Here is a 22,811-nt window from a genome sequence, read left to right as displayed (position 1 = left end):
CCCAGGAACGGGAGTCCGGACCCATGAAGAAGAGCCATCCCCTGCGCCGCATCGTGCTGGCCGGTGCCGCCACGGTGTCCGGTATCGTCCTGCTGCTGTCGCTGAAGCCCGCCTCGGACCCGGCGGCGGCGTCCGCCGACGGCGCGTCGCAGCAGCAGCCGGCCGCCCCGCAAGGTTCCGGAGGAGTGCAGGCCGCCGGAGGCACCGAGGCCCAGACGCTCACCGGTGACGTCGTCAAGACCGACTACGGCAACGTGCAGGTCCGGATCACCGTGGCCGGTGGGAAGATCACCTCGGCCGCGGCGCTGCAGTCGCCGACCGGTGGGCGCAGTACTCAGGTCAGCACGGACGCGGTTCCCAAGCTGAACAGGGCGGCTGTCACGGCCGGTACCGCGGACATCGACGCGGTGTCCGGCGCCACCTACACCAGCGGCGGCTACAAGAAGTCACTCCAGTCGGCCCTGGACAAGGCGGGTGCGGCTGGTGCGGCGGGCGCGACCGGCGGTGGGTCGGCCGAGGCCAGCGGTACGGGTGGCACCGGTGGTGACGCGAGCGGGTCCGGGGCCGGTGCCGCTCAGGCGAAGACCGTCACCGGCAAGGCCGTCACGACCGACTACGGGCCCGTGCAGGTACGGGTCACCGTGACCGGCGGGAAGATCACCAAGGCCGAGGCGGTGCAGCAGCCCAAGGGCGGTCGCAGCGACCAGATCAGCGCCGACGCGGTGCCGAAGCTGAACGCGGCGGCGGTCGCCGCGGGCAACGCCGACATCGACGCCGTGTCCGGGGCCACGTACACCAGTGGCGGCTACAAGGAGTCCCTGCAGTCGGCCCTGGACCAGGCCGGTGGCTGAATCCGCCGAATCCGCTGAGGCGCCCCTGGCGGTGCGTCATGCGGAGGAGGTGATGGGCACGGTCTTCTCCTTCGACGTACGAGGGGGTGAACCCGAGGCCGTACAGGCCGCGTTGGCGGCGGCCGTCGCCGAACTCCATCTGGTGGACGAGGTGTTCAGCACCTACCGCCAGGACAGCCAGATCTCGCGGCTGGCGCTGGGGCTGGTGACCGTGGACGAGTGTGATCCCGAGGTCGCCGAGGTGCTCGAATTGTGCGCGGAGGCCGAGCGGTTGAGCGACGGCTGGTTCAGTTCGACGTACGCGGGTTCCGTCGACCCTACCGGCATCGTGAAGGGCTGGTCCGTCGAACGGGCCGCCCTGCGGCTGGTGGAGGCCGGGGCGAGCGGGGTGAGCGTGAACGGCGGGGGTGACGTGCAGATGCACGGCGTGCCGGGGCCGCACCGGCCCTGGCGGGTCGGGGTGGCGGACCCGTTGCGGCCGGGCGGGCTGGCGGCGGTCGTCTCCGCGGCGGGGGTCGATCGGCTGGCCGTGGCCACGTCGGGGTCCGCGGAGCGGGGTACGCACATCGTGGATCCGCGTACGGGGCGCTCCGCGGTGACCGACCTGGTCGCGGTGACCGTCGTCGGGCCCCGGATCACCTGGGCGGACGCCTGGGCGACTGCGGCCTTCGCGATGGGGTCGCGGCAGGCCCTCGCCTGGCTGGAGTCCCTGCCCGGGATCGAGGCGCTGCTGATCACGGCGGGGGACGAGGTCCGCTGCACGGGTGGCCTGGCCGACCGGCTGGGCTGACCGGGCCTGTTGCCAGGTGCGGGTCCGCGACGGTGGGCTGCGCAGTTCCCCGCGCCCCTTCAGGGGCGCGACCCCGGCCCCGCTTCTCGGCTGCGGGTCCGCCGTGGCCGCCAGCGCCGTTCCCCGCGCCCCTAAGGGGGTCCGACCCCGGCACCTTCTCGGGTGCGGGCACGCCAGGGTCACCCGCGCCGTTCCCCGCGCCCCTGTCTTTCGGGGCCCATGGGTGCCGCGCTTTTAGGGGCGCGGGGAACTGCGCGGCCAGCCACTACGTACCCGCACCCAAAAGCGGGGTCAGGGGCGCGGGGAACGGCGCGGCCGGCCACTACGTACCCGCGGCCGAAAAGCCGGGCCCGGGGCGCAGGCCCGTCCCCCAGGGGCGCGGGGAACTGCGCACCCCGCCACGGCGGACCCGCACACCGCAATGCGCGTCAGTGGTGGTTCTGGGCCAGGCGCAGCAAGTGGTCCGCCAGTGCCTGCCCGCCCGTCGGATCGCGGCTGATCAGCAGCAGCGTGTCGTCCCCCGCGATCGTCCCCAGGATGTCCTGCAGCTCCGCCTGGTCGATGGCCGAGGCGAGGAACTGCGCGGCCCCGGGCGGAGTCCGCAGAACCACCAGGTTCGCCGACGCCTCCGCGGAGATCAGCAGCTCCGCGGACAGCCTCCGCATCCGCTCCTCCTTCGCCGACTCCCCCAGCGGAGCGCGAGGCGTCCGGAAACCGCCCTCGCTCGGCACCGCGTAGATGAGGTCGCCGTCGTTGTTGCGGATCTTCACCGCGTTCAGCTCGTCCAGGTCCCGGGACAGCGTCGCCTGCGTGACGTGCAGCCCGTCGTCGGCGAGCAGCTTCGCCAACTGGCTCTGCGAGCGCACCGGCTGCCGGTTGAGGATGTCCACGATCCGGCGGTGGCGTGCGGTGCGGGTCTGCGGAACGGCAGGCCCCGCGTGGTCGTGATCCTGCGCCTGACTCATCGTCGTCTCATTCTCCGGTCATCCCTCGGTTCGTCCGGCCCCGTCGGTCGCGTCGGTCACCGCGTCGAGAACGCCGGCGAAAGCACGGAGGAACGTGTCCACCTCGTCCTCGGTGATGTTCAGGGGCGGCATCAGCCGTACGACATCGGGGGCGGGCGCGTTCACCAGGAGGCCGGCGTCCTGAGCCGCCTGTTGCGCTCGGGGTGCGAGCGGCTCGGTGAGCACGATACCCAGGAGCAGGCCCGAGCCCCGGACATGACTGACCAGTGGGTGGCCGAGCGACTCGATTCCGTCACGCAGTTTCTCGCCGGACCGCTTCACGTTGTCCAGCAGGCCCTCGGACTCGATCGTGTCGAGGACGGCGAGCCCAGCGGCGCAGGCGACGGGGTTGCCGCCGAACGTCGTGCCGTGGTGACCGGGCTTCAGGAACTGCGCGGCGCGTCCGAAGGCGACGGTCGCGCCGAGCGGCAGGCCGCCGCCGAGGCCCTTGGCCAGCGTGACGATGTCCGGCAGGACACCTTCGTGTGCCTGGTACTCGAACCAGTGCCCGGTCCGGCCGACCCCGGTCTGCACCTCGTCCAGGACGAGAAGGCTGCCGGTGGCGGCGGTGATGGCACGGGCCGCCTTCAGATAGCCGGGCGGCGGCACGACCACGCCGTTCTCGCCCTGGATCGGCTCGATGACGACGAGCGCGGTGTCCTCGGTGACGGCGGCGGCCAGCGCCTGCGGGTCCCCGTACGGGACATGCGTGACGTCACCCGGCAGCGGCAGGAACGGGTCCCGTTTGCCCGGCTGGCCGGTGAGCGAGAGCGCGCCCATGGTGCGGCCGTGGAAGCCGCCGTCGGTCGCGACCATGTGCGGGCGGCCGGTCAGCCGGCCGATCTTGAAGGCGCCCTCGACGGCCTCGGCCCCCGAGTTGCAGAAGTAGACGCGGCCCTCCCGCCCGAAGAGCTGGAGGAGCCGTTCGGCGAGCGCGACGGGCGGTTCGGCGACGAAGAGGTTGGAGACATGCCCGAGGGACGAGATCTGCTTGGTCACGGCTTCGACGATCGCCGGGTGGGCGTGGCCGAGCGCGTTGACCGCGATCCCGCCGACGAAGTCGAGGTACTCGGTGCCGTCGGCGTCCCACAGCTTGGTGCCGGCGCCGCGGACGAGCGGCAGCCGGGGGGTGCCGTAGTTGTCCATGAGCGCGCCCTGCCAGCGCTGGGTGAGTTCTTCGTTGGCGGTCATGCGGCAGCTTTCCCCTCCGCATCGGGCACGACCATCGTGCCGATGCCTTCGTCCGTGAAGATCTCCAGCAGGATCGAGTGCTGGACCCGGCCGTCGATCACGCGGGCGGTGTTCACACCGTTGCGTACGGCGTGCAGACAGCCCTCCATCTTGGGCACCATGCCGCTGGCCAGCTCGGGCAGCAGCTTCTCCAGCTCCTTGGCGGTGAGCCGGCTGATGACCTCGTCGGAGTTGGGCCAGTCCTCGTAGAGGCCCTCGACGTCGGTGAGGACCATCAGTGTTTCGGCGCCAAGCGCCGCAGCGAGTGCCGCAGCCGCCGTATCAGCATTGACGTTGTAGACATGTCCGTCGTCCTCGCTACGGGCGATCGAGGAGACGACCGGGATACGGCCGTCGGCGAGCAGTGCCTCGATCGCGCCCGTGTCGATCGCGGTGATCTCGCCCACCCGCCCGATGTCGACCAACTCCCCGTCGATCTCGGGCTGGTGCTTGACGGCGGTGATGGTGTGCGCGTCCTCGCCGGTGAGTCCCACGGCGAGCGGACCGTGCTGGTTGAGCAGTCCGACCAGTTCGCGCTGGACCTGTCCGGCGAGCACCATGCGTACGACGTCCATGGCGTCCTCGGTGGTGACCCGCAGGCCCGCCTTGAACTCGCTGACGATGCCGTGCCGGTCCAGGGCCGCGCTGATCTGCGGGCCGCCGCCGTGCACGACGACGGGCTTGAGCCCGGCCTGGCGCAGGAACACGACGTCCTGCGCGAACGCGGCCTTCAGGTCCTCGTCGATCATCGCGTTGCCGCCGAACTTGATGACGACCGTCTTCCCGTTGTGCCGGGTCAGCCAGGGCAGCGCCTCGATGAGGATCTGGGCCTTGGGCAGCGCGGTGTGCTTACGGGTGGCGCTCATGACGAGTACGCGCTGTTCTCGTGGACGTACTCCGCGGTGAGGTCGTTGGTCCAGATCGTGGCGGTCTGATCGCCCGCGGCGAGGTCGGCGACGATGTGGACCTCGCGGTAGCGCATGTCGACCTGGTCGCGGTCCTCGCCCACAGAACCGTTCTTGCAGACCCAGACGCCGTTGATGGCGACGTTCAGCAGGTCGGGCTCGAAGGCGGCGGAGGTGGTGCCGATGGCGGAGAGGACGCGGCCCCAGTTGGGGTCCTCGCCGTGGATCGCGCACTTGAGGAGGTTGTTGCGGGCGATGGAGCGGCCCACCTCGACGGCGTCGTCCTCGCTCGCCGCGTTGACGACCTCGATCTTGATGTCCTTGGCGGCGCCCTCGGCGTCCCGGATGAGCTGCTGTCCGAGGTCGTCGCACACGGCCCGTACGGCCTCGGCGAACTCCGCGTACTCCGGGGTGATCCCCGAGGCGCCGGAGGCGAGCAGCAGCACGGTGTCGTTCGTCGACATGCAGCCGTCGGAGTCGACGCGGTCGAAGGTGACCTTCGTGGCCGCGCGCAGCGCCTTGTCCAGCGCCTCGCTGTCGACGTCGGCGTCCGTGGTCAGGACGACCAGCATCGTGGCGAGGCCGGGGGCGAGCATGCCCGCGCCCTTGGCCATGCCGCCGACGGTCCAGCCGTCGCCCTGGACGACCGAGGTCTTGTGGACGGTGTCGGTGGTCTTGATGGCGATGGCGGCCTTCTCGCCGCCGTGCGGGCTGAGCTGGGCGACGGCCTTGTCGATGCCCCGGCGCACCTTGTCCATCGGCAGGAGGATGCCGATGAGGCCCGTGGAGCAGACGGCGATCCAGCCCGGGGAGTGACCGCCCGTGTCGTCGAGCCCGGCGCTGTTGAGGGAGTCGGCCGCCTTCTCCGCGGTGGCGTGCGTGTCCTGGAAGCCCTTGGGTCCCGTACAGGCGTTGGCGCCGCCGGAGTTGAGGACGACGGCGGTCAGCTGGCCGCCCTTGAGGACCTGCTCGGACCACAGCACCGGCGCGGCCTTCACGCGGTTGGAGGTGAAGACGCCCGCGGCGGCGAGGCGGGGTCCGTTGTTGACCACGAGGGCCAGGTCGGGGCCACCGCTGTCCTTGATCCCGGCGGCGATGCCCGCCGCCGTGAACCCCTTTGCTGCCGTGACACTCACGGTGCGACTCCGATCGTGGAAAGCCCCGTGGTCTCGTCGAGCCCGAGGGCGATGTTCATGCTCTGGACGGCACCGCCCGCGGTGCCCTTGGTGAGGTTGTCGATGGCGCTGATCGCGATGATCCGCCCCGCGGCCTCGTCGTACGCGACCTGCACCTGAACGGCGTTGGAACCGTGGACGGACGAGGTCGCCGGCCACTGCCCCTCGGGCAGCAGGCGCACGAACGGCTCGTCCGCGTACGCCTTCTCGTAGGCGGTCCGTACGGACTCCGCGGTGACGCCGGGCCTCGCCTTGGCGCTGCACGTGGCGAGGATGCCCCGGGACATCGGGGCGAGGGTCGGGGTGAAGGAGACGGTGACGGGCCCGTCCGCGACCGCGCCGAGGTTCTGGATCATCTCGGGGGTGTGCCGGTGGCCGCCGCCGACGCCGTACGGGGACATGGACCCCATGACCTCGCTGCCGAGCAGATGCGTCTTGGGGGACTTGCCGGCGCCGGACGTCCCGGACGCGGCGACGACGACGGCCTCGTGCTCGGCGAGCCCGGCCGCGTAGGCGGGGAAGAGCGCGAGCGTGACAGCCGTCGGGTAGCAGCCGGGCACGGCGACGCGCTTCGAGCCTTCCAGCGCCGCGCGGGCGCCGGGCAGCTCGGGGAGGCCGTAGGGCCAGGTCCCGGCGTGCGCCGAGCCGTAGAACCGCTCCCAGTCGGCCGCGTCCTTCAGCCGGAAGTCGGCGCCCATGTCGACGACCAGGACCTCCGGCCCGAGCTGTTCGGCCACGGCGGCGGACTGCCCGTGGGGCAGCGCCAGGAAGACGACGTCATGCCCCGCGAGGACATCGGCCGTGGTCTCCTGGAGTACGCGGTCGGCCAGCGGGAAAAGATGAGGCTGCAGCGCACCGAGGCGCTGTCCCGCGTTGGAGTTGCCGGTCAGGGCGCCGATCTCGATCTCGGGGTGCACCAGAAGCAGCCGCAGCAGTTCCCCGCCCGCGTACCCACTCGCTCCGGCCACTGCCGCACGTACCGCCATGGAACCCTCCTCTTGGATGGCATGACTATACGTTTCGCTGCACGTTTATGCAATCTTCTTTCGGAGAAGAGGGCGTTGTCAGTGGGTGCTGGCAGGGTGCTCGTATGACGGACAGCGAGATGGCCCGTATGACGCGGGTCCTGAGCGGGTTGCCCGCAGCGGCCAGGGAACTGCTGAGGGAGACGGACTGGGCTGCCCACCGGCACGCCTACGGTTCCGCCGAGGACATCCCGGCCTCCCTGTGCTCCCTCGTGGACGAGGATCCCGAGGTGCGCTCCGCGGCGTTGGCCGCCTTGGACATGGGCGTGCTGCATCAGGGCTCGCTGTACACGGTCACCGCGCCCGCCGCACTGTTCGTCGCCGCGATCCTCGACCATCCCGTGTCCCTCACCGAGCACGAGGGGTACTTCCCGTGGGACGACGGTCCACCACGCAGCTTGCGGGCCGCCCTGCTCGGCTGGCTGGGACAGGTGGCTGAGTCGGCCGCCTACGGGGAGGATCCGACGCGGGACCGGGCCAACTGGGAGTGGCAGCCCTGGCACGAGGGCAGGCGAGGAGGCGAGCGCGACTCCGACGTGCTCGCCGCGCTGCAAGCGTGCCGGGGCATCCGGCCCGCCCTGTACGACGCCGTCGAGCCGTTCCTCTCCTCCCGTGACCCCCACGTCCGTGAGACCGCCCTCGGCGCCGCGGTGCCGCTCCTCCACGCACCCGCCCTCGCCGACCGGATACCGCGTGCCGCCGCACTGCTGCGGGCCCGGCTGGGCGCCATGACGGGCCGACGGGAGCGCGCGGCCGTGGCGCGGGCACTGAGCCTGTGGGGGACGGACACCTCCGACCTGCTCGCCGACACCGACCCGGCCGTGCGGGTCTGCGCCGCGCTCGGTCCCGTCCGAGTCGATCGGCCACGCGCTCTCGCCGTGCTCCTCGACGCGCTGCGGGACCCGCGCGCGACAGACGGCTGGTTCCCCAAGCCGCTGTGCGGGGTCGAAGGCTGGTTCCGGTTCACCGTGCTGCGTTCCGCCCTCGACCTGGCCGCGTCGTTCGAGGAGGTGGCACCGGTGGCCATCGCCATGGTGGCCGCCGGCGACCGGTCCTTCGTCGACAACGAAAACGGGCCGATCCTGTACAGAGCCTTTCCCGGCGGCTACGACGGGGCCCACGCGCTCACCACCGCCCAACGCGCCCTGCTGCGGGCGTTCGTGGACACGGATGAGGCGACGGGCAGCATCGGCGGCAACTGGTTGTGGTTCCGCGCGGCCGGGTTGCCGGAGACCCGGGAGGGCGTCGCCGCGTTGCTGTGACGCAACCCGCCACCGCGCACCGAACCCATGACGTTCCCCGTCCGGGGCCGAGCGCCGAAGCTGTCCGGCTGGGCCGTCCACAGTGCTCAGTCACGGCAAGGGGCGGGATCATCCGCCGAGTGTGACGGGGGCGAGTTCGGGTGGCAGGTGGTGTACTGCCGCTGCCACGGCCTCCCGCGCTGTCGAGAACTCGCCGAGGTCCTGGGTGATGAAACCCCTGCCCACACCGTACGTGCCGTCGCTGTTGGCGCTCAGGCACGGGCCGACGACGGTCAGTTGCGGGCGGGTGGTGGTCGAGAAGCGCAGGGCCCAGTGGCTCGTGAACGGGTAGAGGGCGCGCAGCACCGGATCGGCGTGCGCCGCCTCGATCAGGTTGCGGTACGTCTCCCGCCAGGCGTATTCCAGTTCGGCCGCCTCCCGGCGCATGCCCTGCCATTCGGATTCCGTCAGGCGCGCGGGATCGTTGTCGGGCACCTCGAACCGGCCGGTCAGGTGCACGAAGGAGGCCGCCTGCCGGATGTCGTCCAGGGGCGCCCCGTCGTGCCACGCCCGGGCGGCCCTGGCGACCTGGGCCAGGTCGTCCGTCCTGCCGTCGATGAGGGCCATGTCCTGGAACGCTTCCTCGCCCCTGACGGACCAGCGCCGTTCGCGCGCCCACGCGCTGACCGTCAGCGGCTTTCGGTGCGGCAGGGTGCTCGCGACGGCCGCGTGGCCCAGCGGATCGACGTCCGGGGACGTGACGGGGACGGCGCCGAGGCAGCCGTCCGGCTCCGCCCTGACCGCCGCGGCGAGACTGCCGCAGGCCGCGACATCGGGGTACAGGACGGAGGGTTCGGGTGGTGTGGGCACGAGTCCTGATTGTGCCCGAGCCGCCGGCCGCACGGTGAACTCCCGTCGGAGGGGTTCCTGGAGCGGACGTACTCCGGCGCGCGGCCTTCGCGGAGGTGTGGTGCGACGCGCTTCCGGTCGGGTCAGCCCGTGGCGAGGAGTTCGAGGGTGTCGATCACGCGGTTCGAGAAGCCCCACTCGTTGTCGTACCAGGCGACCACCTTGACGTGGCGGCCGTCGACACGGGTCAGCGCCGAGTCGAAGATCGCCGAGGCGGGGTTGCCCGTGATGTCGGACGACACCAGCGCGTCCTCCGAGTACTCGAGTACGCCGGCGAGCGGCCCCTGCGCCGCCGCGCGGTAGGCCGCCAGGACGTCCTCGCGCGTCACCTCGCGGGCGACGGTCGTGTTGAGTTCGACGATCGAGCCCACCGGCACCGGCACGCGGATCGAGTCGCCCGACAGCTTGCCGTCGAGCTGCGGCAGCACGAGGCCGATCGCCTTGGCGGCGCCGGTCGTGGTCGGCACGATGTTGACACCGGCGGCGCGGGCGCGGCGCGCGTCGCGGTGCGGACCGTCCTGGAGGTTCTGCTCCTGCGTATAGGCGTGCACCGTCGTCATGAAGCCGTGCTCGATACCGGCGAGGTCGTCGAGCACCTTGGCCAGCGGGGCGAGCGCGTTGGTCGTGCAGGAGGCGTTCGAGACGATCGTGTGCGCGGCGGGGTCGTACGCGTCCGTGTTGACCCCGTACGCGAGGGTGACGTCGGCGCCGTCCGCCGGCGCGCTGACGAGTACCTTCCTCGCGCCCGCGTCGAGGTGGGCGCCGGCGGCCTTGGCGGATGTGAAGCGGCCGGTCGCCTCCAGCACGATGTCGACGCCGAGTCCGGCCCACGGCAGCTGCGCCGGCTCACGCTCGGCGAGCACGGTGATGCGCCGGCCGTCCACGACGAGGGCGTCCCCGTCGACACTCACCGGGCGGCCGAGCCGGCCCGACGTCGAGTCGAAGGCGAGCAGCCGAGCGAGGGCGGCGGGCTCCGTGAGGTCGTTGACCGCGACGACCTCCAGGCCGCTCTCGCGTTCGAGCAGGGCGCGCAGCACATTGCGTCCGATGCGGCCGAATCCGTTGATGGCGATGCGAGTCATGAGTGATGTCCCTTGTTCGGTATGCCCTCAGGTTCTCGTGCGGCATCCGACGGTGACAGCGGCGTGATCGCCACGGTCCGAAAGGATCGCGCCACGCGCTGGGGCGCCATGTGGAGCACCGCCTGGCGGGTTACTCGCCCTGCGCGAACGTGCGCCGGTATTCGCTCGGCGTCGTGCCCAGGATGCGCTGGAAGTGCAGCCGCAGATTCGCACCCGTACCGAGACCGGCGTCGGCGGCGATCTGCTCGATGCCCCGCTGTGAACGTTCGAGCAGTTCGCGCGCCATGTCGATCCGAGCGCGCATGACCCACTGCATCGGCGTGTACCCCGTGTCCTCGACGAAGCGCCGCGAGAACGTCCGCGGCGACACCGCCGCGTGCCGGGCGAGCATGTCGAGGGTGAGGGGCCGGCCCAGCCGGTGCAGTGCCCACTCGCGGGTCGCGGCGAACCGCTCGCCCAGCGGTTCGGGCACGCTGTACGGCACGTACTGCGCCTGGCCGCCGCTGCGGTAGGGGGCCGCGACCAGGCGCCGGGCCGCGTGGTTCGAGGCGGCCACCCCGAGGTCGCCGCGCAGGATGTGCAGGCACAGGTCGATGCCCGAGGCCGCCCCGGCCGACGTCAGCACGCTGCCCTCGTCGACGAACAGCACGTTCTCGTCGACCCGGACCAGCGGACGCTTCGCCGCCAGTGCCGCCGTGTAGTGCCAGTGCGTCGTGGCGCGCCTGCCGTCGAGCAGGCCCGTGGCGGCGAGCGCGAAGGCGCCCGTCGAGATGGCGGCGAGCCGCGCGCCGCGCTCGTGGGCGGCGATCAGCGCGTCGACGACGGCCGGCGGCGGGTCCTCGCGGTCCGGGAACCGGTAGCCGGGGACGAAGACGATGTCGGCCCACGCGAGCGCGTCGAGGTCATGGGCCACGTGGTACGACAGACCGTCGCCGCCGGCCACGGGACCGGTCGCCGCACCGCACACCCGCACCTCGTACGGCATGCTCGCGCGGGTCGTGAACACCTGCGCGGGGATGCCGACATCGAGGGGCTTCGCACCTTCGAGCACGAGGACGGCGACGTGATGCAGGGGTGAGGCTGGCACGGGGAAGAGGGTACGCAGAGCCGCGGGACGCACGAAGTACGGCACGGGGCAGAAGATGTACGAGGGCGGGACGCAGGAGAGGTGAGGGCCGGGCGCAAGAGGTGCGAGGGCCGCGCCGGGGGCAAGGGGCAGGGGTGCGGCGGGGCACCGGACCGGTTCCCGGTCGGGCCGAGATGGCCAACTGCCGTGCCGGGCGGCCGACCAGGATCCTCGGTGTCACACGAGGGCTATATTCTTCGTCCTCAGGGCGGAGCGAAGTAACGGTGGCACCGGAACCGACATCCCGCCGCAGAGAGTCTTGGACACAAGCCCCGTCCCTACGGACGCGCGTGTCCCGACTGCCTGGAGGGCGTGTCAGGTGTACCCGCTGCAAGATTCCGACCCTACGAACATGGGTCGTTACCGTCTGCTCGGCCGGCTCGGTTCCGGCGGCATGGGAAGCGTCTACCTCGGCCGGACGCCCGGGGGACGGCCCGCCGCGGTCAAGGTCATCAACGCCCATCTCCAGTACGACCCGGCGGCGTTGCAGCGTTTCCGTCGTGAGGTGGAGACCCTGGGGACCATCCGCAACGCCTTCACGGCGGCGCTCATCGACGCCGAGGTGGACAGCCCGCCGTTCTGGATGGCGACCGAGTACGTGCCCGGCCCGACGCTGGCCGACGCGGTCGCGGCGACGGGCCCCTTCCCGGTCGACCTCGCTCGCGCCGTGCTGGCCGCGCTGGCCGAAGGGCTCGCCGATGTCCACGTACACGGTGTGCTGCACCGGGACATCAAGCCGCAGAACGTGATCCTGTCCGCCACCGGTCCCCAGCTCATCGACTTCGGGATCGCCCGCAGCGACGAGATGTCGAACATCACGCAGGTCGGCACCGCCATAGGCACCCCCGGGTTCATAGCCCCGGAGAGCCTGACCCGGGGCGAGGCCGGACCGCCGTCCGACGTGTTCGCGCTCGCCGTCACCCTGGCCTACTGCCTCACCGGCCGCGCGCCCTACGGGGAGGGCGCGTTGGCGACCGTCTCCTACCGCACCGTCCACGAGGAGATGGACCTCGCCGGGGTTCCCGCGGAGATGGCCGAGCTGATCGCCCTCTGCGCGCACAAGGACCCGGCGCAGCGCCCCGGGCCGCAGCGCATCGTGGAACTCTGCGCCAGCGAGACCGACATCGTGCGGCACCCCGCCTACCAGCAGATCATCGCCATGGCGCCCGCCTCGGACACGGCGGCGGCCGCCGCTCCGCCCACGCCGCCCGCTCCGCCCGCGCCCTCGGCGCCGTACGCGCCCACACGGGTCGACGCCACCGCGCCCACCGCCACCGTGGACGCCGCCGCCCTGCCGGGTGCCCTACCCCAGTCACCGGTACCGTCCCCCGCTCCGGCCCCGGCTACCGTCGCGCAGACCCGCTTCCTGCCCTCTCCGCCACCGGACGGACCGGGCGGTACGCCCCCGCGCGGCACCCGGCCGGTCTGGCGCCGCCGCACACCGCTCATCGCGGCCGGCGCGATCGTCACGGTCGCCGTCGTGGTGGCCACCGCGGTCGCCCTGGAGGGCTCCGGCTCGACCACCGGCGCCAAGGACCCGAAGGCGTCGGCGAGCCGCGGCGACTCCCACCGGAGCACGGCCGACGCGAAGGATCCGGCGGCGAGCGAGAAGCCGACGAGCCCCGCTCCCCTGCCGGAGACGCTGACGGTCGAGCCCCGGCGGACCCTGCTGACGGGTGAGTTCCTGCAGACCGCGCACATGAAGCTGGTCATGCAGCCGGACGGCAACCTCGTCGCCTACGACGTGAACGACAAGGCCACCTGGGCGTCCCTCACCTCGGGCGAGAACTACAAGGCCGTGTTCCAGGAGGACGGCAACCTGGTCGTCTACACCGCCGACGACAAGCCGGTGTGGGCCACCAACACGGGTTACCCGGACGGCGGGGCCGTCCTGGAACTCCGCGCCGACGGCAGCTTCGCCGTCACGAAGAACGGCCAGGACCTCTTCCTGAGCACCAAGGACACCACCGAGAAGGGCTGACCCGGTCGTCTTCCCGCCGGGCGGCCCGGGCGTGGAGTCACCACACCCGGGCCACCCGCCCGCTCATCCCTTCTTGATGCGCAGGAACGTCACGGAGTTCGCCGGGAAGGTGTACGTGAACTTCCTCGCGACTCCCGAGAAGGTGGACGTGACCGGTGCGACGGCCGTGTCCGTCTCGGTGTTCACGGCGTCGGGGGCGGCGGCGAGGGTGGTCACCGAGGCCTTCGAGCGGACCTTCGCACTCCCGAGGTCGACCGCCGTACGGGCGTCCGCCGCCTGGGCGTTGACCACCTTGACGATCAGGTCACCGGTCTTCTGGTCCTTGGTGATCACCTGCCGGAACGGCTCGGCGGGCTTGTCGTCGGTGAAGCCGCCCCACTCCTGGCCGTCGAGGAGGAGGGTCACCTGCCGGCCGCGCACCTTGATGTCGATGTCGTAGGCGCGGCCCGTCTCGATCGACCCGGCCTTGGAGATCAGCGTCGACTTGCCGCCGTCCACGGCCTGTTCGACGGCGGACTGGGTGTTGTTCCAGCCGCCCAGGTTCCACCAGTAGTAGGTGCCGGTGTCCTTGACGCCGAAGGCGACGAGGAAGCCCTCCTTGCCGGCCTTCTTGGTGGCCTTCACGTGCACGTCGTAGTCGTGCCAGGCGGGGTCGCCCGCGGAGACCATGGTGTTCTCGGCGGCCTCGTCGCTCTGCACGTACTGCCCGTCCTGGACGCTCCAGCTGCCGCCGCCCGTGTGGGTCCACTTCGAGGCGTCACCGGAGAAGTCGTCGGCGAGCAGTTCCGTGCCGTCCGCGCCGGTCACCCTCACCTCGTCGTACGCGGCACTCGTCGCCCACGTCGACAGGCCGACCGCACCCGTGACGGGTCCGCTGACCGACGGTGTGCCGGTCGCGCGCGACGGTACGACCCGGTCGCCGACATTGCGCATGAAGAGCTTCTGCACCTCGTAGTTGGCGGAGTTCCAGGACGCGTGGTTGTTGAACCAGATCAGGTCCGGGCGCCACTGCACGTAGTCCTCGTTGGCGAGCAGCGGGGCGTACGAGGCGAGCTTCACGACGTCCGCGTTGCGTTCGAGGCCGGTCATGAACGCGGCCTCCGCGAGGGCGTTCTTGAAGGTGTTGCCCTGGGAGGCGTACTCGCCGAGGAAGACCTTGGGGCCGTTCCTGTCGTACGAGTCGTAGCGGTCGTTGTTCTGCAGGAACCACTGCGGGCTGTTGTAGTAGTGCTCGTCGACCATGTCGACGTTCGCTTCCCGGTTGAGCTTCCAGGCCGTGTCGAAGGTCGAACCGCTGTCGTCGGGGCCGGAGTTGGAGACGACGGTGATCTCCGGGTACGTCGCCTCGACGGCCGCGCGGAACTGCTTGAAGCGCTCGAAGTACTCGTTCGGCAGGTTCTCCTCGTTGCCGACCGCGAGGTGTGTGAGGCGGAACGGCTTCGGGTGGCCCATCCTGGCCCGCTTCTTGCCCCATTCACTGGTCACCGGTCCGTTGGCGAACTCGATGAGGTCCAGGGTGTCCTGGATGTGGCGCCTGAGGAGCGCGTCGTCGTCGACGGCCTGGTTCTGGCCGCAGCCGGTGACGAGGGCGGGCACCACGGGCAGCGGCATGGCTCCGATGTCCTCGGAGAACTGGAAGTACTCGTAGTAGCCGAGGCCGTAACTCTGGTTGTAGCCCCAGAAGTTGGCGTTCGTCGCGCGCTGCTCGACCGGGCCGATCGTGTCCTTCCACTGGTACGCGCGCCTGCGCTCCCAGCCGGACTCCTCGTCGTACCCCTTCATGCTGCCGGTGTTGACCAGGCAGCCGCCCGGGAAGCGGACGAAGGCGGGGTCCAGGGCGGCGATCTTCCGGGCGAGGTCCTCGCGCAGCCCGTGGCCCTTGTACGTGTCGCGCGGGACGAGCGAGATCATGTCGAGCGCGGCAGGGCTGTCCGAGGCCACCGTGAGGCGGCCGGCGGCGCTGGTGCGGGTGGCGGTGAGGCGTGCCGTGTACTTGGCCCAGCCGCCGCGCGCGGTGACCCGGCGGGCCTGTGCCAGTTCGCCGTCGGCGTCCTGGAGGGTCACCGTGAGGGCGGAGGATCCGTCGGTGCGGGCCCAGACGGAGAAGTCGTAGGTCTTGCCCTCCTCCACCGAAATACCGCTGTTGTAGCCGGAGTTGGTCACGGACGAGTCGGCGCCCAGGGCGAGGTAGGTGCGGTTGCGGGCGTTCAGCCGGCCGTCGTCGTCCGCGGTCGCCGCGGTGCCCGTGGTGGCCCAGGAGGTGAGCGGGGTGTACGAGCGGTTGTCGGCGGTCGAGTACTCGAAGGACCGGTTCTGCACCAGCTCCGCGTACAGACCGCCGTCCGCGGCCCGGTTGATGTCCTCGAAGAAGACGCCGTACATGGTGTCGTCGATCGTCGCGCCCGTGGACGCCGGGTCCACGGTGATCGCGTAGTCGGTGACGTCCTCGGAGGCGGCGCTCGTCGAAGTGGTGTCCGCCGGGGCGGCGTTCACCGGGGGCGGGACGAGGAAGGAGGCGGCCAGCAGGGTGGTGGCCGTGAGGGCGAGTCTCCAGCGAGTGCGGGTGCGGGCATGTGACATGGATCCTCCGCGGCTCTGAGAGGGTGCATCATGTTCGATATACCGGACACTGATCAATACTTCGAACGGCAAGATAGGTAGGGGGCAGGATCACGTCAATGGGTTGGACAGGAGAGGCCGCGGTGACGGAGGGGATGGCCGGATTCCGGCCGGTGGGCGATGTGCTGGCGTATCTGGCCGGGAGCTGGCACGTGGAGCGTTCCGTGCGGGATCTCGCGAGCGGGGCGAGCGGCGCCTTCGAGGGGACGACGGTGTTCGGGCCGCTGGACGACGGCGGCCCGGGGCTGCTGCACCACGAGTCCGGCACCTTCGTGTGGCAGGGCGTGGCCCGGCCCGCCGAGCGCACCCTCAGGTTCCTGCCGGGTGACGGGGCGAGCCGGGCCGACGTACGGTTCGCCGACGGCCGCCCCTTCCACGACCTGGACCTCGCCACCGGCAGGTACGTCGCCGACCATCCGTGCTCGGCGGACCTCTACCGCGGCGAGTTCACCGTGTACGACGCGGACCGCTGGCGGACGGTGTGGCGGGTGGGCGGGCCCGCCAAGGACCTGGTCCTCACGACGGACTACTCACGACGGACAACTCACGACGGACCGCACCCCGCGCCCGACCACCGGCTCACAGACGGTCGTACTGGGCGTCGAAGCGCAGATTCCAGCGGCCGGCCCAGCCGATGAGAGTGGCCGTCGACAGCGGGCGGACGTCGAAGTTCCAGTACGTCGACGGGTGCGCCCTCAGGGCGTAGACGAGCGCCGCGCGCACGACCGCGGGTTCCGCCACGGCGACGATCCGGCCGCCGTCGTCGGCGGGGCGGGTGTCGAGCCAGCCGCCGACCCGCTGGACGAACTCCGCGAGCGGTTCGCCGCCGTGGGCCGCGGAGTACGGGTCGGCGAGCCAGGCGTCCACCGCCTCGGGTTCACGGGCCATCGCCTCCCCGAGGGTCAGCCCGCGCCAGCGGCCCATGTCGCAGTCCCGCAGGGCCGGTTGGGCCAGCGGCGAGAGCCCCAGCCCGTCACCGGTGGACCGGCTGCGCGGGGTCGGTGAGCAGTACCGCAGCTCGGCCGCGGCGAGCGGTACGAGGGTGTGGGCGACGCGCTGCACCTCGCCCCAGCCCGCCTGGTCCAGCGGCCGGTCGTCGTCGAAGCGCTCGGCGAGCAACGAGGAACCGCGGGCGGCGGCGATCAGCGTGACCCGAACATGCATGCGGCGATCGTGAGCGCCGGAACTGCGCAGGTCAAGAGCTGATCGACGGCACACACGGAATGCTCACGCGAAGGCCCCCACAAATTTCGCGGGACGGTGCACGGGCGGAGAATCACGGCAGCGTCATTCGAGGCCCAGCGCCATCCACCGGTCGGGCCGGTCGAGCACCTTGAACCCGAGCTTCTCGTAGACCCCGTGCGCGTCATGGGTGGCGAGCACCACGCGGCGCAGGCCCATGGGCCGCAGGTGGTCGCGTACGGCGGTGACCAGGGCGGTGCCGAGCCCCTTGCCCCGCGCGGCCCGGTCCACGTACACATCGCAGAGCCAGGCGAAGGTAGCCCCGTCGGTCACCACGCGCGCGTACGCCACCTGGTCGCCCGAAATCGTCTCGTACACCCCGAAGTTGAGCGATCCGGCCATCGCGCGCTCGTGCCGTTCACGCGGCCGGTCCATCGCCCAGTACGCGTCGGTGGCGAGCCAGCGGTGGACCCTCCCCACGTCGATGCGCGCGCGGTCGGTGGAGATCTCGTAGCCCTCGGGCAGGCTGGGTATGTCGGTCATGGCGGGAGAGTTCCAGGTCAGGGTCCCGCTGTCGAACCGATTTCGGCGCAGGCCGAGCGCAGTCTGCGGACACCCTCGGTGATCTCGGCAGTGCTCGCGACCGCCGCGAAGCTGAGCCGCAGGTGGGCCGCCGGGGGCTCGGCGCTGAAGTAGGGGCGGCCCGGGGTGACGGCCACGCCCGCGCGCAGGGCCGCGGACAGGAGCGCCGTCTCTCCCCCGGAGCCGAAAGCCTGGGAGGTACCCCCAGTGCCGTCGGGCAGGCGCACCCACAGCTGGTAGCCGCCGGACGGGATGTGCGGCAGGGCGAGTTCGGGCAGCTGCAGGCGCAGCGCGGCGGCCATCGCGTCCCGCCGGACCCGCAGTTCGGCCGAGACGGCTCGCAGATGGCGGGGCCAGGCGGGCGAGCCGACGAGTTCCAGGGCCGCCTCCTGGAGCGGGCGCGGCACGAAGAAGGTGTCGACGACCTGGATCGCCCGCAGCCGTTCCAGTACGGGCCCGCGGGCGGCCAGGGCACTCACCCGGAAGCTCGGCGAGGTCGCCTTGGTCAGCGAGCAGACGTGGACGACGACTCCGTCGGGGTCGTCCGAGGCCAGCGGACGCGGCAGCGGTCCGGCGTCGTCGTGCACGAGACGGCGTACGAAGTCGTCCTCGATGACGAACGCGCCCGCCTCGCGGGCGATCCGCAGCACCTCGCCGCGCCGCTCGGGGGCGAGCACCGCGCCGGTCGGGTTCTGGAACAGCGGCTGGCAGACGAAGACGCGGGCGCCGGTGGCCCGGAAGGCGTCGGCGAGCAGGGTCGGCTTCACCCCGTCCCGGTCCACGGGCACGGGCACGGGCCGCAGCCCGGCCGCGCGGGCGATCGCCAGCATGCCGGGATAGGTGGGCGACTCGACGAGGACCGGCGCGCCGGGCGGGGCGAGTGCGCGCAGCGCGGTGGTCAGCCCGGACTGGCCGCCGGCCGTGATGAGCACCTCGGCGGCCGTGATGGCGCCGCCGATGCCCCGCGCGAACCACTCGCGCAGCTCCGGCAGCCCTTCCACCGGCGGGCGCGCCCAGACGCCGGGGCGACGGCCCGCCCGGGACAGCGCCGCGGCCATCGCCCGTTCCGGCTGCAGCGAGGGGTGCAGATAGCCACCGTTGAACTCGATGACTCCCGGCGGCGGGGCGGCCAGCGAGACGAGCACCCCCGAGGCGTCCACCGTGCGGGGTACGAGTTCGGTCGTGGCGTCGGCGCTGAGCGCTACCTCCTGCCAGGAGGTGTCCCCGACGGCAGGCCCGGCGGCGCGCGGCTCGGCCCGGAACGCGCCCGCCCCGGGCCGGGTGACCACCAGGCCCTCGGCGGAGAGCTGGGCGAGCGCCCGGGAGACGGTCACGGGACTGACCCGGAACCGCTCGACGAGTACGCGACTGGACGGCAGCTTTCCACCGGGAGAGTAGCGGTCCAGCTCGTTCCGCAACCGATCGGCCAGATCAGCGACACTGCTACGCTCATGCATGAGAGCAGAGAATAGCGCTACCACACGGGCCTCGATAGCGGTGCCCGCCCCGCCCCACACGTCCGGTACGCACGCCGGCCCGTCCGGGGACCTCCGGGACGCGGGCCGGCCGGACCCCCGGGCCGGGACCCTCATGGCCGCGCTCGGCGTCGTCGCCTTCTCCCTCACCTTCCCCGCCACCGCGTGGGGTCTGGAGGGCTTCGGTCCCTGGTCGCTCGTGGCCGTGCGGAGCGTCCTGGCCGCGGTCGTCGCGGGCGGCTGTCTGCTCGCCCTGCGCGTCCCGCCGCCCGGCCGCCGCCACTGGGCGGGGCTCGCCGTCGTCGCCGCCGGAGTCGTCCTCGGCTTCCCGATGCTCACCACGCTCGCCCTGGAGACGTCGACCACCGCGCACGCCGCGGTCGTCGTCGGTCTGCTCCCGCTGACGACCGCCCTGTTCTCGGCCCTGCGTGTCGGCACCCGCCCCTCGCGCACCTTCTGGGCGGCGGCGTCCGCGGGCGCCGCCGTGGTCATCGGGTTCACCGTGCAGCAGAGCGGCGGCGCCCTGAGCAGCGCGGACGCCTACCTCTTCGGGGCCCTCCTGATCTGCGCGGCGGGCTACACGGAGGGCGGGCGGCTGGCCCGGGTGATGCCGGGCTGGCAGGTCATCGGCTGGGCGCTGGTCCTGTGTCTGCCGCTCACGGTGCCGGTGGCCGCGATCGCCCTGTCGTACGAGCCCGTGGAGCTGACCGCGCACAGTGTGACCGGGCTGCTGTGGGTCGCGGTCGGCTCGCAGTTCGTCGGCCTGGTCGTCTGGTACCGCGGGATGGCCGCGATCGGCATACCGAAGGCCAGCCAGCTGCAACTGGCCCAGCCGCTGCTCACCCTGGTGTGGTCGGTGCTGCTCCTGGGCGAGCAGCTGACGCCGGCCGCTCCGCTGACGGCCGCCGCCGTGCTCGTCTGCATCGCCGTCACCCAACGGGCCCGGGGCTGACCGGTCCGTACGGCCCGGCCCCAACGCGCGCTACCCGCCGTAGACTTGCGGTCACGAATCGCCACTCCCGTGCGGAACGAGGAGGCCCTACAGATGCAGGCAACCGTAGGCGACCATCTGCTGGTGCACGGCAGGATCGTCGGGCAGCACGACCGGGTCGCGGAAGTCATCGAAGTGCTCGGACAGAAGGGGAGTCCCCCGTACCGGGTCCGCTTCGAGGACGGTCACGAGACCCTGATGTCTCCCGGCCCCGACTGCGTGGTCCAGCACCGCGAGGACACCCCCGGATAGGTCAGCGTGAGGGCTTCGCCGGCTGCTGGTAGTGGTCGGCGACCACCCTCGCCATGGCTCCGATCCGGTCGGCGGCCACTTCCTTCGCCGAGAAGAAGACGTGTCCGCCCACCTCCGGGTGGTCCGCGGCGAGGGTGAGGTGCCGGGACAGCTCGGCCGGGTCCTGCCAGGCCGCGGGCTGCGCCGGGTCACCGGCCTTGTAGAGCGCCTCGCCCACGTACAGCTTCGTCCTGCTGCCCCGCGCGACCTGCGACCACCAGGGGACGAGCTTGGCGTAGTCGGCCGCGGCGAGACCGATGTTCCAGTACAGCTGCGGGCAGATGTAGTCGATCCAGTTCTCCCGGACCCATTTCCTGGTGTCCGCGTGCAGGTCGTCGTACGTCTGCACGCCGGCCCGGGTGTCCGAGCCCGTCGGGTCGGTGCCGGCGTTGCGCCACACCCCGAAGGGGCTGATCCCGAACCGCGTGCCGGGCCGGACCTCCTTGAGCCGGGCGGCCGTCTCCAGGACCAGCCGGTCGATGTTGTCGCGCCGCCAGGCGGCCCGGTCGGGGAACTGCCCGCCGTGCGCGGCGTACGCGGCGTCGTCGTCGAAGACCTGGCCCGCGACCGGGTACGGATAGAAGTAGTCGTCCCAGTGGACGGCGTCCACGGCGTACTTCCCCACCGCGTCCAGCATCGCGTCCTGCACGAAGGCACGGACCTCGGGCAGACCGGGGTTGTAGTAGAGCTTCCCGCCGTAGGGCACGATCCAGTCGGGGTGGACACGGGCCGGGTGCGAGGCGACGAGCCGTGTCGGGTCGGTGTGGTTGGCGACGCGGTACGGGTTGAACCAGGCGTGCAGTTCGAGGCCCCGCGCATGGGCCTCCGTCACGGCGGTGCCCAGCGGGTCCCAGCCGGGGTCCTGGCCCTGCACCCCGGTCAGACACTGCGCCCAGGGCTCGAAGGGCGAGGCCCACAGGGCGTCGGCCGTGGGGCGCACCTGGAAGATCACGGCGTTCAGCCGGCGCTCCACCGCCGTGTCGAGGTGCGCGAGCAGTTCGGCGCGCTGCCGGTCCGCGGTCAGACCGGGCTTCGAGGGCCAGTCGCGGTTCGCCACGGTCGCCAGCCACATACCGCGCAGCGCGCCGGCGCGGTCCCGGCGCCGGGGCCGACGGCCGCCGTGCCCGCCCCTGTCCCCTCCACCGCCGCCCCCTCCCCCGGACATCTCCGCCGCCACAGCCACTCCCGCCGTGACGAGTCCCGACAGTCCGGCCGCCGCGGTCATCGCGAATCCCCGTCGTGACATACGCCCCATGCCGTACACCCCAAACACAGTGGGTCCGCCCGGTCACGGACCGTTTACCTCGCACAGCATGCCCGACCCGGCCCGTCGTACAAGGACAGATCCGGAGTAACGTGCGTGGCGTCGGCGGGTACCGGACAACGGACACCCGCCGGACCCATGACAGTGAGAGCGGACAGTGAGAGCGAAAGGGACGATGTGACCGACATCGAACGCGTCGGAGTGGTGGGCTGCGGCCAGATGGGAGCGGGCATCGCCGAGGTGTGCGCCCGCGCCGGCCTGGATGTGAAGGTCGCCGAGACCACTGGTGAGGCGTTGGAGATTGGCCGGACCCGGCTCTACAACTCGCTCTCCAAGGCCGCCGAGCGCGGCAAGATCTCCGAGGAGGAGCGGGCCGCCACCCAGGACCGGCTCTCCTTCACCACCGACCTCGGCGAGTTCTCCGACCGCGATCTGGTGATCGAGGCGGTCGTCGAGAACGAGCAGGTGAAGACGGAGATCTTCCAGGTCCTCGACCAGGTGGTGCTGCGCCAGGACGCGATCCTCGCCTCGAACACCTCCTCCATCCCGCTGGTGAAGCTCGCCGTCGCCACCTCGCGCCCCGACCAGGTCATCGGCATCCACTTCTTCAACCCGGCCCCGGTGCAGAAGCTCGTCGAGCTGATCCCGGCGCTGACCACCTCCGAGGGCACCATCAGCCGGGCGCAGTCCCTGGTGGAGAAGATCCTCGGCAAGCACGCGATCCGCGCCCAGGACCGCTCGGGCTTCGTGGTCAACGCGCTGCTGATCCCGTACCTGCTCTCCGCGATCCGGATGTTCGAGTCCGGCATGGCGAGTCGCGAGGACATCGACAACGGCATGGAGCTGGGGTGCGCGCACCCGATGGGGCCGCTCAAGCTCTCCGACCTCATCGGCCTCGACACGGTGGCCTCGGTCGCGTACTCGATGTACGAGGAGTACAAGGAACCGCTGTACGCGGCCCCGCCGCTGCTCCAGCGGATGGTTGACGCGGGGCGCCTTGGGCGGAAGTCGGGGTCGGGCTTCTACGCCTACGCCTGACCTGCACCGATATCACTTTCGCGGCACCGCGAAAGTGATCACCGGAACAC

At 71.6% G+C, this 22,811-nt stretch carries 20 protein-coding genes and 1 pseudogene; 8 read left to right on the top strand and 13 right to left on the bottom strand.

Annotated features, from left to right (window positions below):
- Positions 1-23 precede the first annotated feature (23 nt).
- Both IE278_RS15395 and IE278_RS15390 read left to right on the top strand, forming a co-directional pair.
- The gene (locus IE278_RS15395; RefSeq protein ID WP_189772644.1) at positions 24-851 is read left to right on the top strand and encodes an FMN-binding protein; all 828 of its coding nucleotides are present in this window, start codon (positions 24-26) and stop codon (positions 849-851) included.
- Between the two features lie 52 nt (positions 852-903).
- On the top strand, positions 904-1,641 hold the full coding sequence (locus IE278_RS15390) for an FAD:protein FMN transferase (RefSeq protein ID WP_189772952.1): 738 nt from the start codon (positions 904-906) through the stop codon (positions 1,639-1,641).
- A 428-nt stretch (positions 1,642-2,069) separates the two neighbouring features.
- On the opposite strand, the gene IE278_RS15385 is transcribed toward IE278_RS15390, so the two are convergent.
- From IE278_RS15385 to argC, 5 genes are read right to left on the bottom strand one after another with little or no spacing between them, the layout of a single operon-like run.
- Positions 2,070-2,606, bottom strand: coding sequence for an arginine repressor (locus tag IE278_RS15385; RefSeq protein WP_189772642.1), 537 nt, complete (start codon positions 2,604-2,606; stop codon positions 2,070-2,072).
- A gap of 18 nt (positions 2,607-2,624) precedes the next feature.
- Positions 2,625-3,836 carry an acetylornithine transaminase gene (locus tag IE278_RS15380; protein WP_189772640.1) on the bottom strand — a complete coding sequence of 404 codons (1,212 nt, stop codon included), beginning with the start codon at positions 3,834-3,836 and terminating at the stop codon, positions 2,625-2,627.
- Entirely contained in the window at positions 3,833-4,741 is a 909-nt protein-coding gene (gene argB, locus IE278_RS15375; RefSeq protein ID WP_189772638.1) for an acetylglutamate kinase, read from the bottom strand. The genes IE278_RS15380 and argB overlap by 4 nt, the downstream gene beginning before the upstream one ends.
- Positions 4,738-5,916 carry a bifunctional glutamate N-acetyltransferase/amino-acid acetyltransferase ArgJ gene (gene argJ / locus IE278_RS15370; protein WP_189772636.1) on the bottom strand — a complete coding sequence of 393 codons (1,179 nt, stop codon included), beginning with the start codon at positions 5,914-5,916 and terminating at the stop codon, positions 4,738-4,740. The genes argB and argJ overlap by 4 nt, the downstream gene beginning before the upstream one ends.
- The gene (gene argC / locus IE278_RS15365) at positions 5,913-6,941 is read right to left on the bottom strand and encodes an N-acetyl-gamma-glutamyl-phosphate reductase (RefSeq protein ID WP_189772635.1); all 1,029 of its coding nucleotides are present in this window, start codon (positions 6,939-6,941) and stop codon (positions 5,913-5,915) included. Before argC ends, argJ begins: the two co-directional genes overlap by 4 nt.
- A 104-nt stretch (positions 6,942-7,045) precedes the next feature.
- On the opposite strand from argC, the gene IE278_RS15360 reads away from it, so the two are divergent.
- Positions 7,046-8,242, top strand: coding sequence for a hypothetical protein (locus IE278_RS15360; RefSeq protein ID WP_246570333.1), 1,197 nt, complete (start codon positions 7,046-7,048; stop codon positions 8,240-8,242).
- A 108-nt stretch (positions 8,243-8,350) separates the two neighbouring features.
- Here IE278_RS15360 and IE278_RS15355 read toward each other — a convergent pair whose 3' ends face one another.
- The 3 genes from IE278_RS15355 to IE278_RS15345 form a co-directional block, all read right to left on the bottom strand.
- The gene (locus tag IE278_RS15355; protein ID WP_189772633.1) at positions 8,351-9,091 is read right to left on the bottom strand and encodes a DUF6193 family natural product biosynthesis protein; all 741 of its coding nucleotides are present in this window, start codon (positions 9,089-9,091) and stop codon (positions 8,351-8,353) included.
- A 122-nt stretch (positions 9,092-9,213) separates the two neighbouring features.
- Positions 9,214-10,212 (bottom strand): type I glyceraldehyde-3-phosphate dehydrogenase, encoded by a 999-nt coding sequence (gene gap / locus IE278_RS15350; protein ID WP_189772631.1) that lies wholly within the window; start codon positions 10,210-10,212, stop codon positions 9,214-9,216.
- A gap of 130 nt (positions 10,213-10,342) precedes the next feature.
- Positions 10,343-11,299: a GlxA family transcriptional regulator gene (locus IE278_RS15345; RefSeq protein ID WP_189772629.1), complete on the bottom strand. Its 957-nt coding sequence runs from the start codon at positions 11,297-11,299 to the stop codon at positions 10,343-10,345.
- A 391-nt stretch (positions 11,300-11,690) separates the two neighbouring features.
- Here IE278_RS15345 and IE278_RS42260 point away from each other — a divergent pair, with 391 nt between their 5' ends.
- Positions 11,691-13,319, top strand: a complete 1,629-nt coding sequence (locus tag IE278_RS42260) for a protein kinase domain-containing protein (RefSeq protein WP_246570332.1) — start codon at positions 11,691-11,693, stop codon at positions 13,317-13,319.
- A gap of 63 nt (positions 13,320-13,382) precedes the next feature.
- On the opposite strand, the gene IE278_RS15335 is transcribed toward IE278_RS42260, so the two are convergent.
- A complete protein-coding gene (locus IE278_RS15335) occupies positions 13,383-15,899 on the bottom strand; it encodes an alpha-L-arabinofuranosidase family protein (protein WP_189772626.1) in 2,517 nt (838 codons plus the stop codon).
- A gap of 134 nt (positions 15,900-16,033) precedes the next feature.
- On the opposite strand from IE278_RS15335, the pseudogene IE278_RS15330 reads away from it, so the two are divergent.
- Positions 16,034-16,474 (top strand): annotated as a pseudogene (locus tag IE278_RS15330) (DUF6314 family protein); the annotation flags it as partial.
- A gap of 43 nt (positions 16,475-16,517) precedes the next feature.
- On the opposite strand, the gene IE278_RS15325 reads toward IE278_RS15330, so the two are convergent.
- From IE278_RS15325 to IE278_RS15315, 3 genes are all read right to left on the bottom strand, one after another.
- Positions 16,518-17,102, bottom strand: a complete 585-nt coding sequence (locus tag IE278_RS15325) for a histidine phosphatase family protein (protein WP_189772625.1) — start codon at positions 17,100-17,102, stop codon at positions 16,518-16,520.
- 123 nt (positions 17,103-17,225) lie between these two features.
- A complete protein-coding gene (locus IE278_RS15320; protein WP_189772623.1) occupies positions 17,226-17,663 on the bottom strand; it encodes a GNAT family N-acetyltransferase in 438 nt (145 codons plus the stop codon).
- Between the two features lie 17 nt (positions 17,664-17,680).
- Positions 17,681-19,159: an aminotransferase-like domain-containing protein gene (locus tag IE278_RS15315; RefSeq protein WP_189772621.1), complete on the bottom strand. Its 1,479-nt coding sequence runs from the start codon at positions 19,157-19,159 to the stop codon at positions 17,681-17,683.
- Here IE278_RS15315 and IE278_RS15310 point away from each other — a divergent pair.
- Entirely contained in the window at positions 19,158-20,129 is a 972-nt protein-coding gene (locus tag IE278_RS15310) for a DMT family transporter (protein WP_189772619.1), read from the top strand. The genes IE278_RS15315 and IE278_RS15310 overlap by 2 nt on opposite strands.
- A gap of 93 nt (positions 20,130-20,222) precedes the next feature.
- Positions 20,223-20,420, top strand: a complete 198-nt coding sequence (locus IE278_RS15305) for a DUF1918 domain-containing protein (protein WP_189772617.1) — start codon at positions 20,223-20,225, stop codon at positions 20,418-20,420.
- Between the two features lies 1 nt (position 20,421).
- Here IE278_RS15305 and IE278_RS15300 read toward each other — a convergent pair whose 3' ends face one another.
- Positions 20,422-21,714, bottom strand: coding sequence for a glycoside hydrolase family 10-like protein (locus IE278_RS15300; protein ID WP_444546110.1), 1,293 nt, complete (start codon positions 21,712-21,714; stop codon positions 20,422-20,424).
- Positions 21,715-21,861: 147 nt separating this feature from the next.
- On the opposite strand from IE278_RS15300, the gene IE278_RS15295 reads away from it, so the two are divergent.
- Positions 21,862-22,761, top strand: a complete 900-nt coding sequence (locus tag IE278_RS15295; protein ID WP_281403180.1) for a 3-hydroxybutyryl-CoA dehydrogenase — start codon at positions 21,862-21,864, stop codon at positions 22,759-22,761.
- Positions 22,762-22,811: the final 50 nt, after the last annotated feature.

The sequence above is a fragment of the Streptomyces tauricus genome (genome assembly GCF_014650955.1).
In the GTDB taxonomy this organism is placed as follows: Bacteria; Actinomycetota; Actinomycetes; order Streptomycetales; family Streptomycetaceae; genus Streptomyces; species Streptomyces tauricus.
Note: the sequence above shows the minus strand (reverse complement) of the source record. Positions and strands in the feature narration are given on the sequence as shown.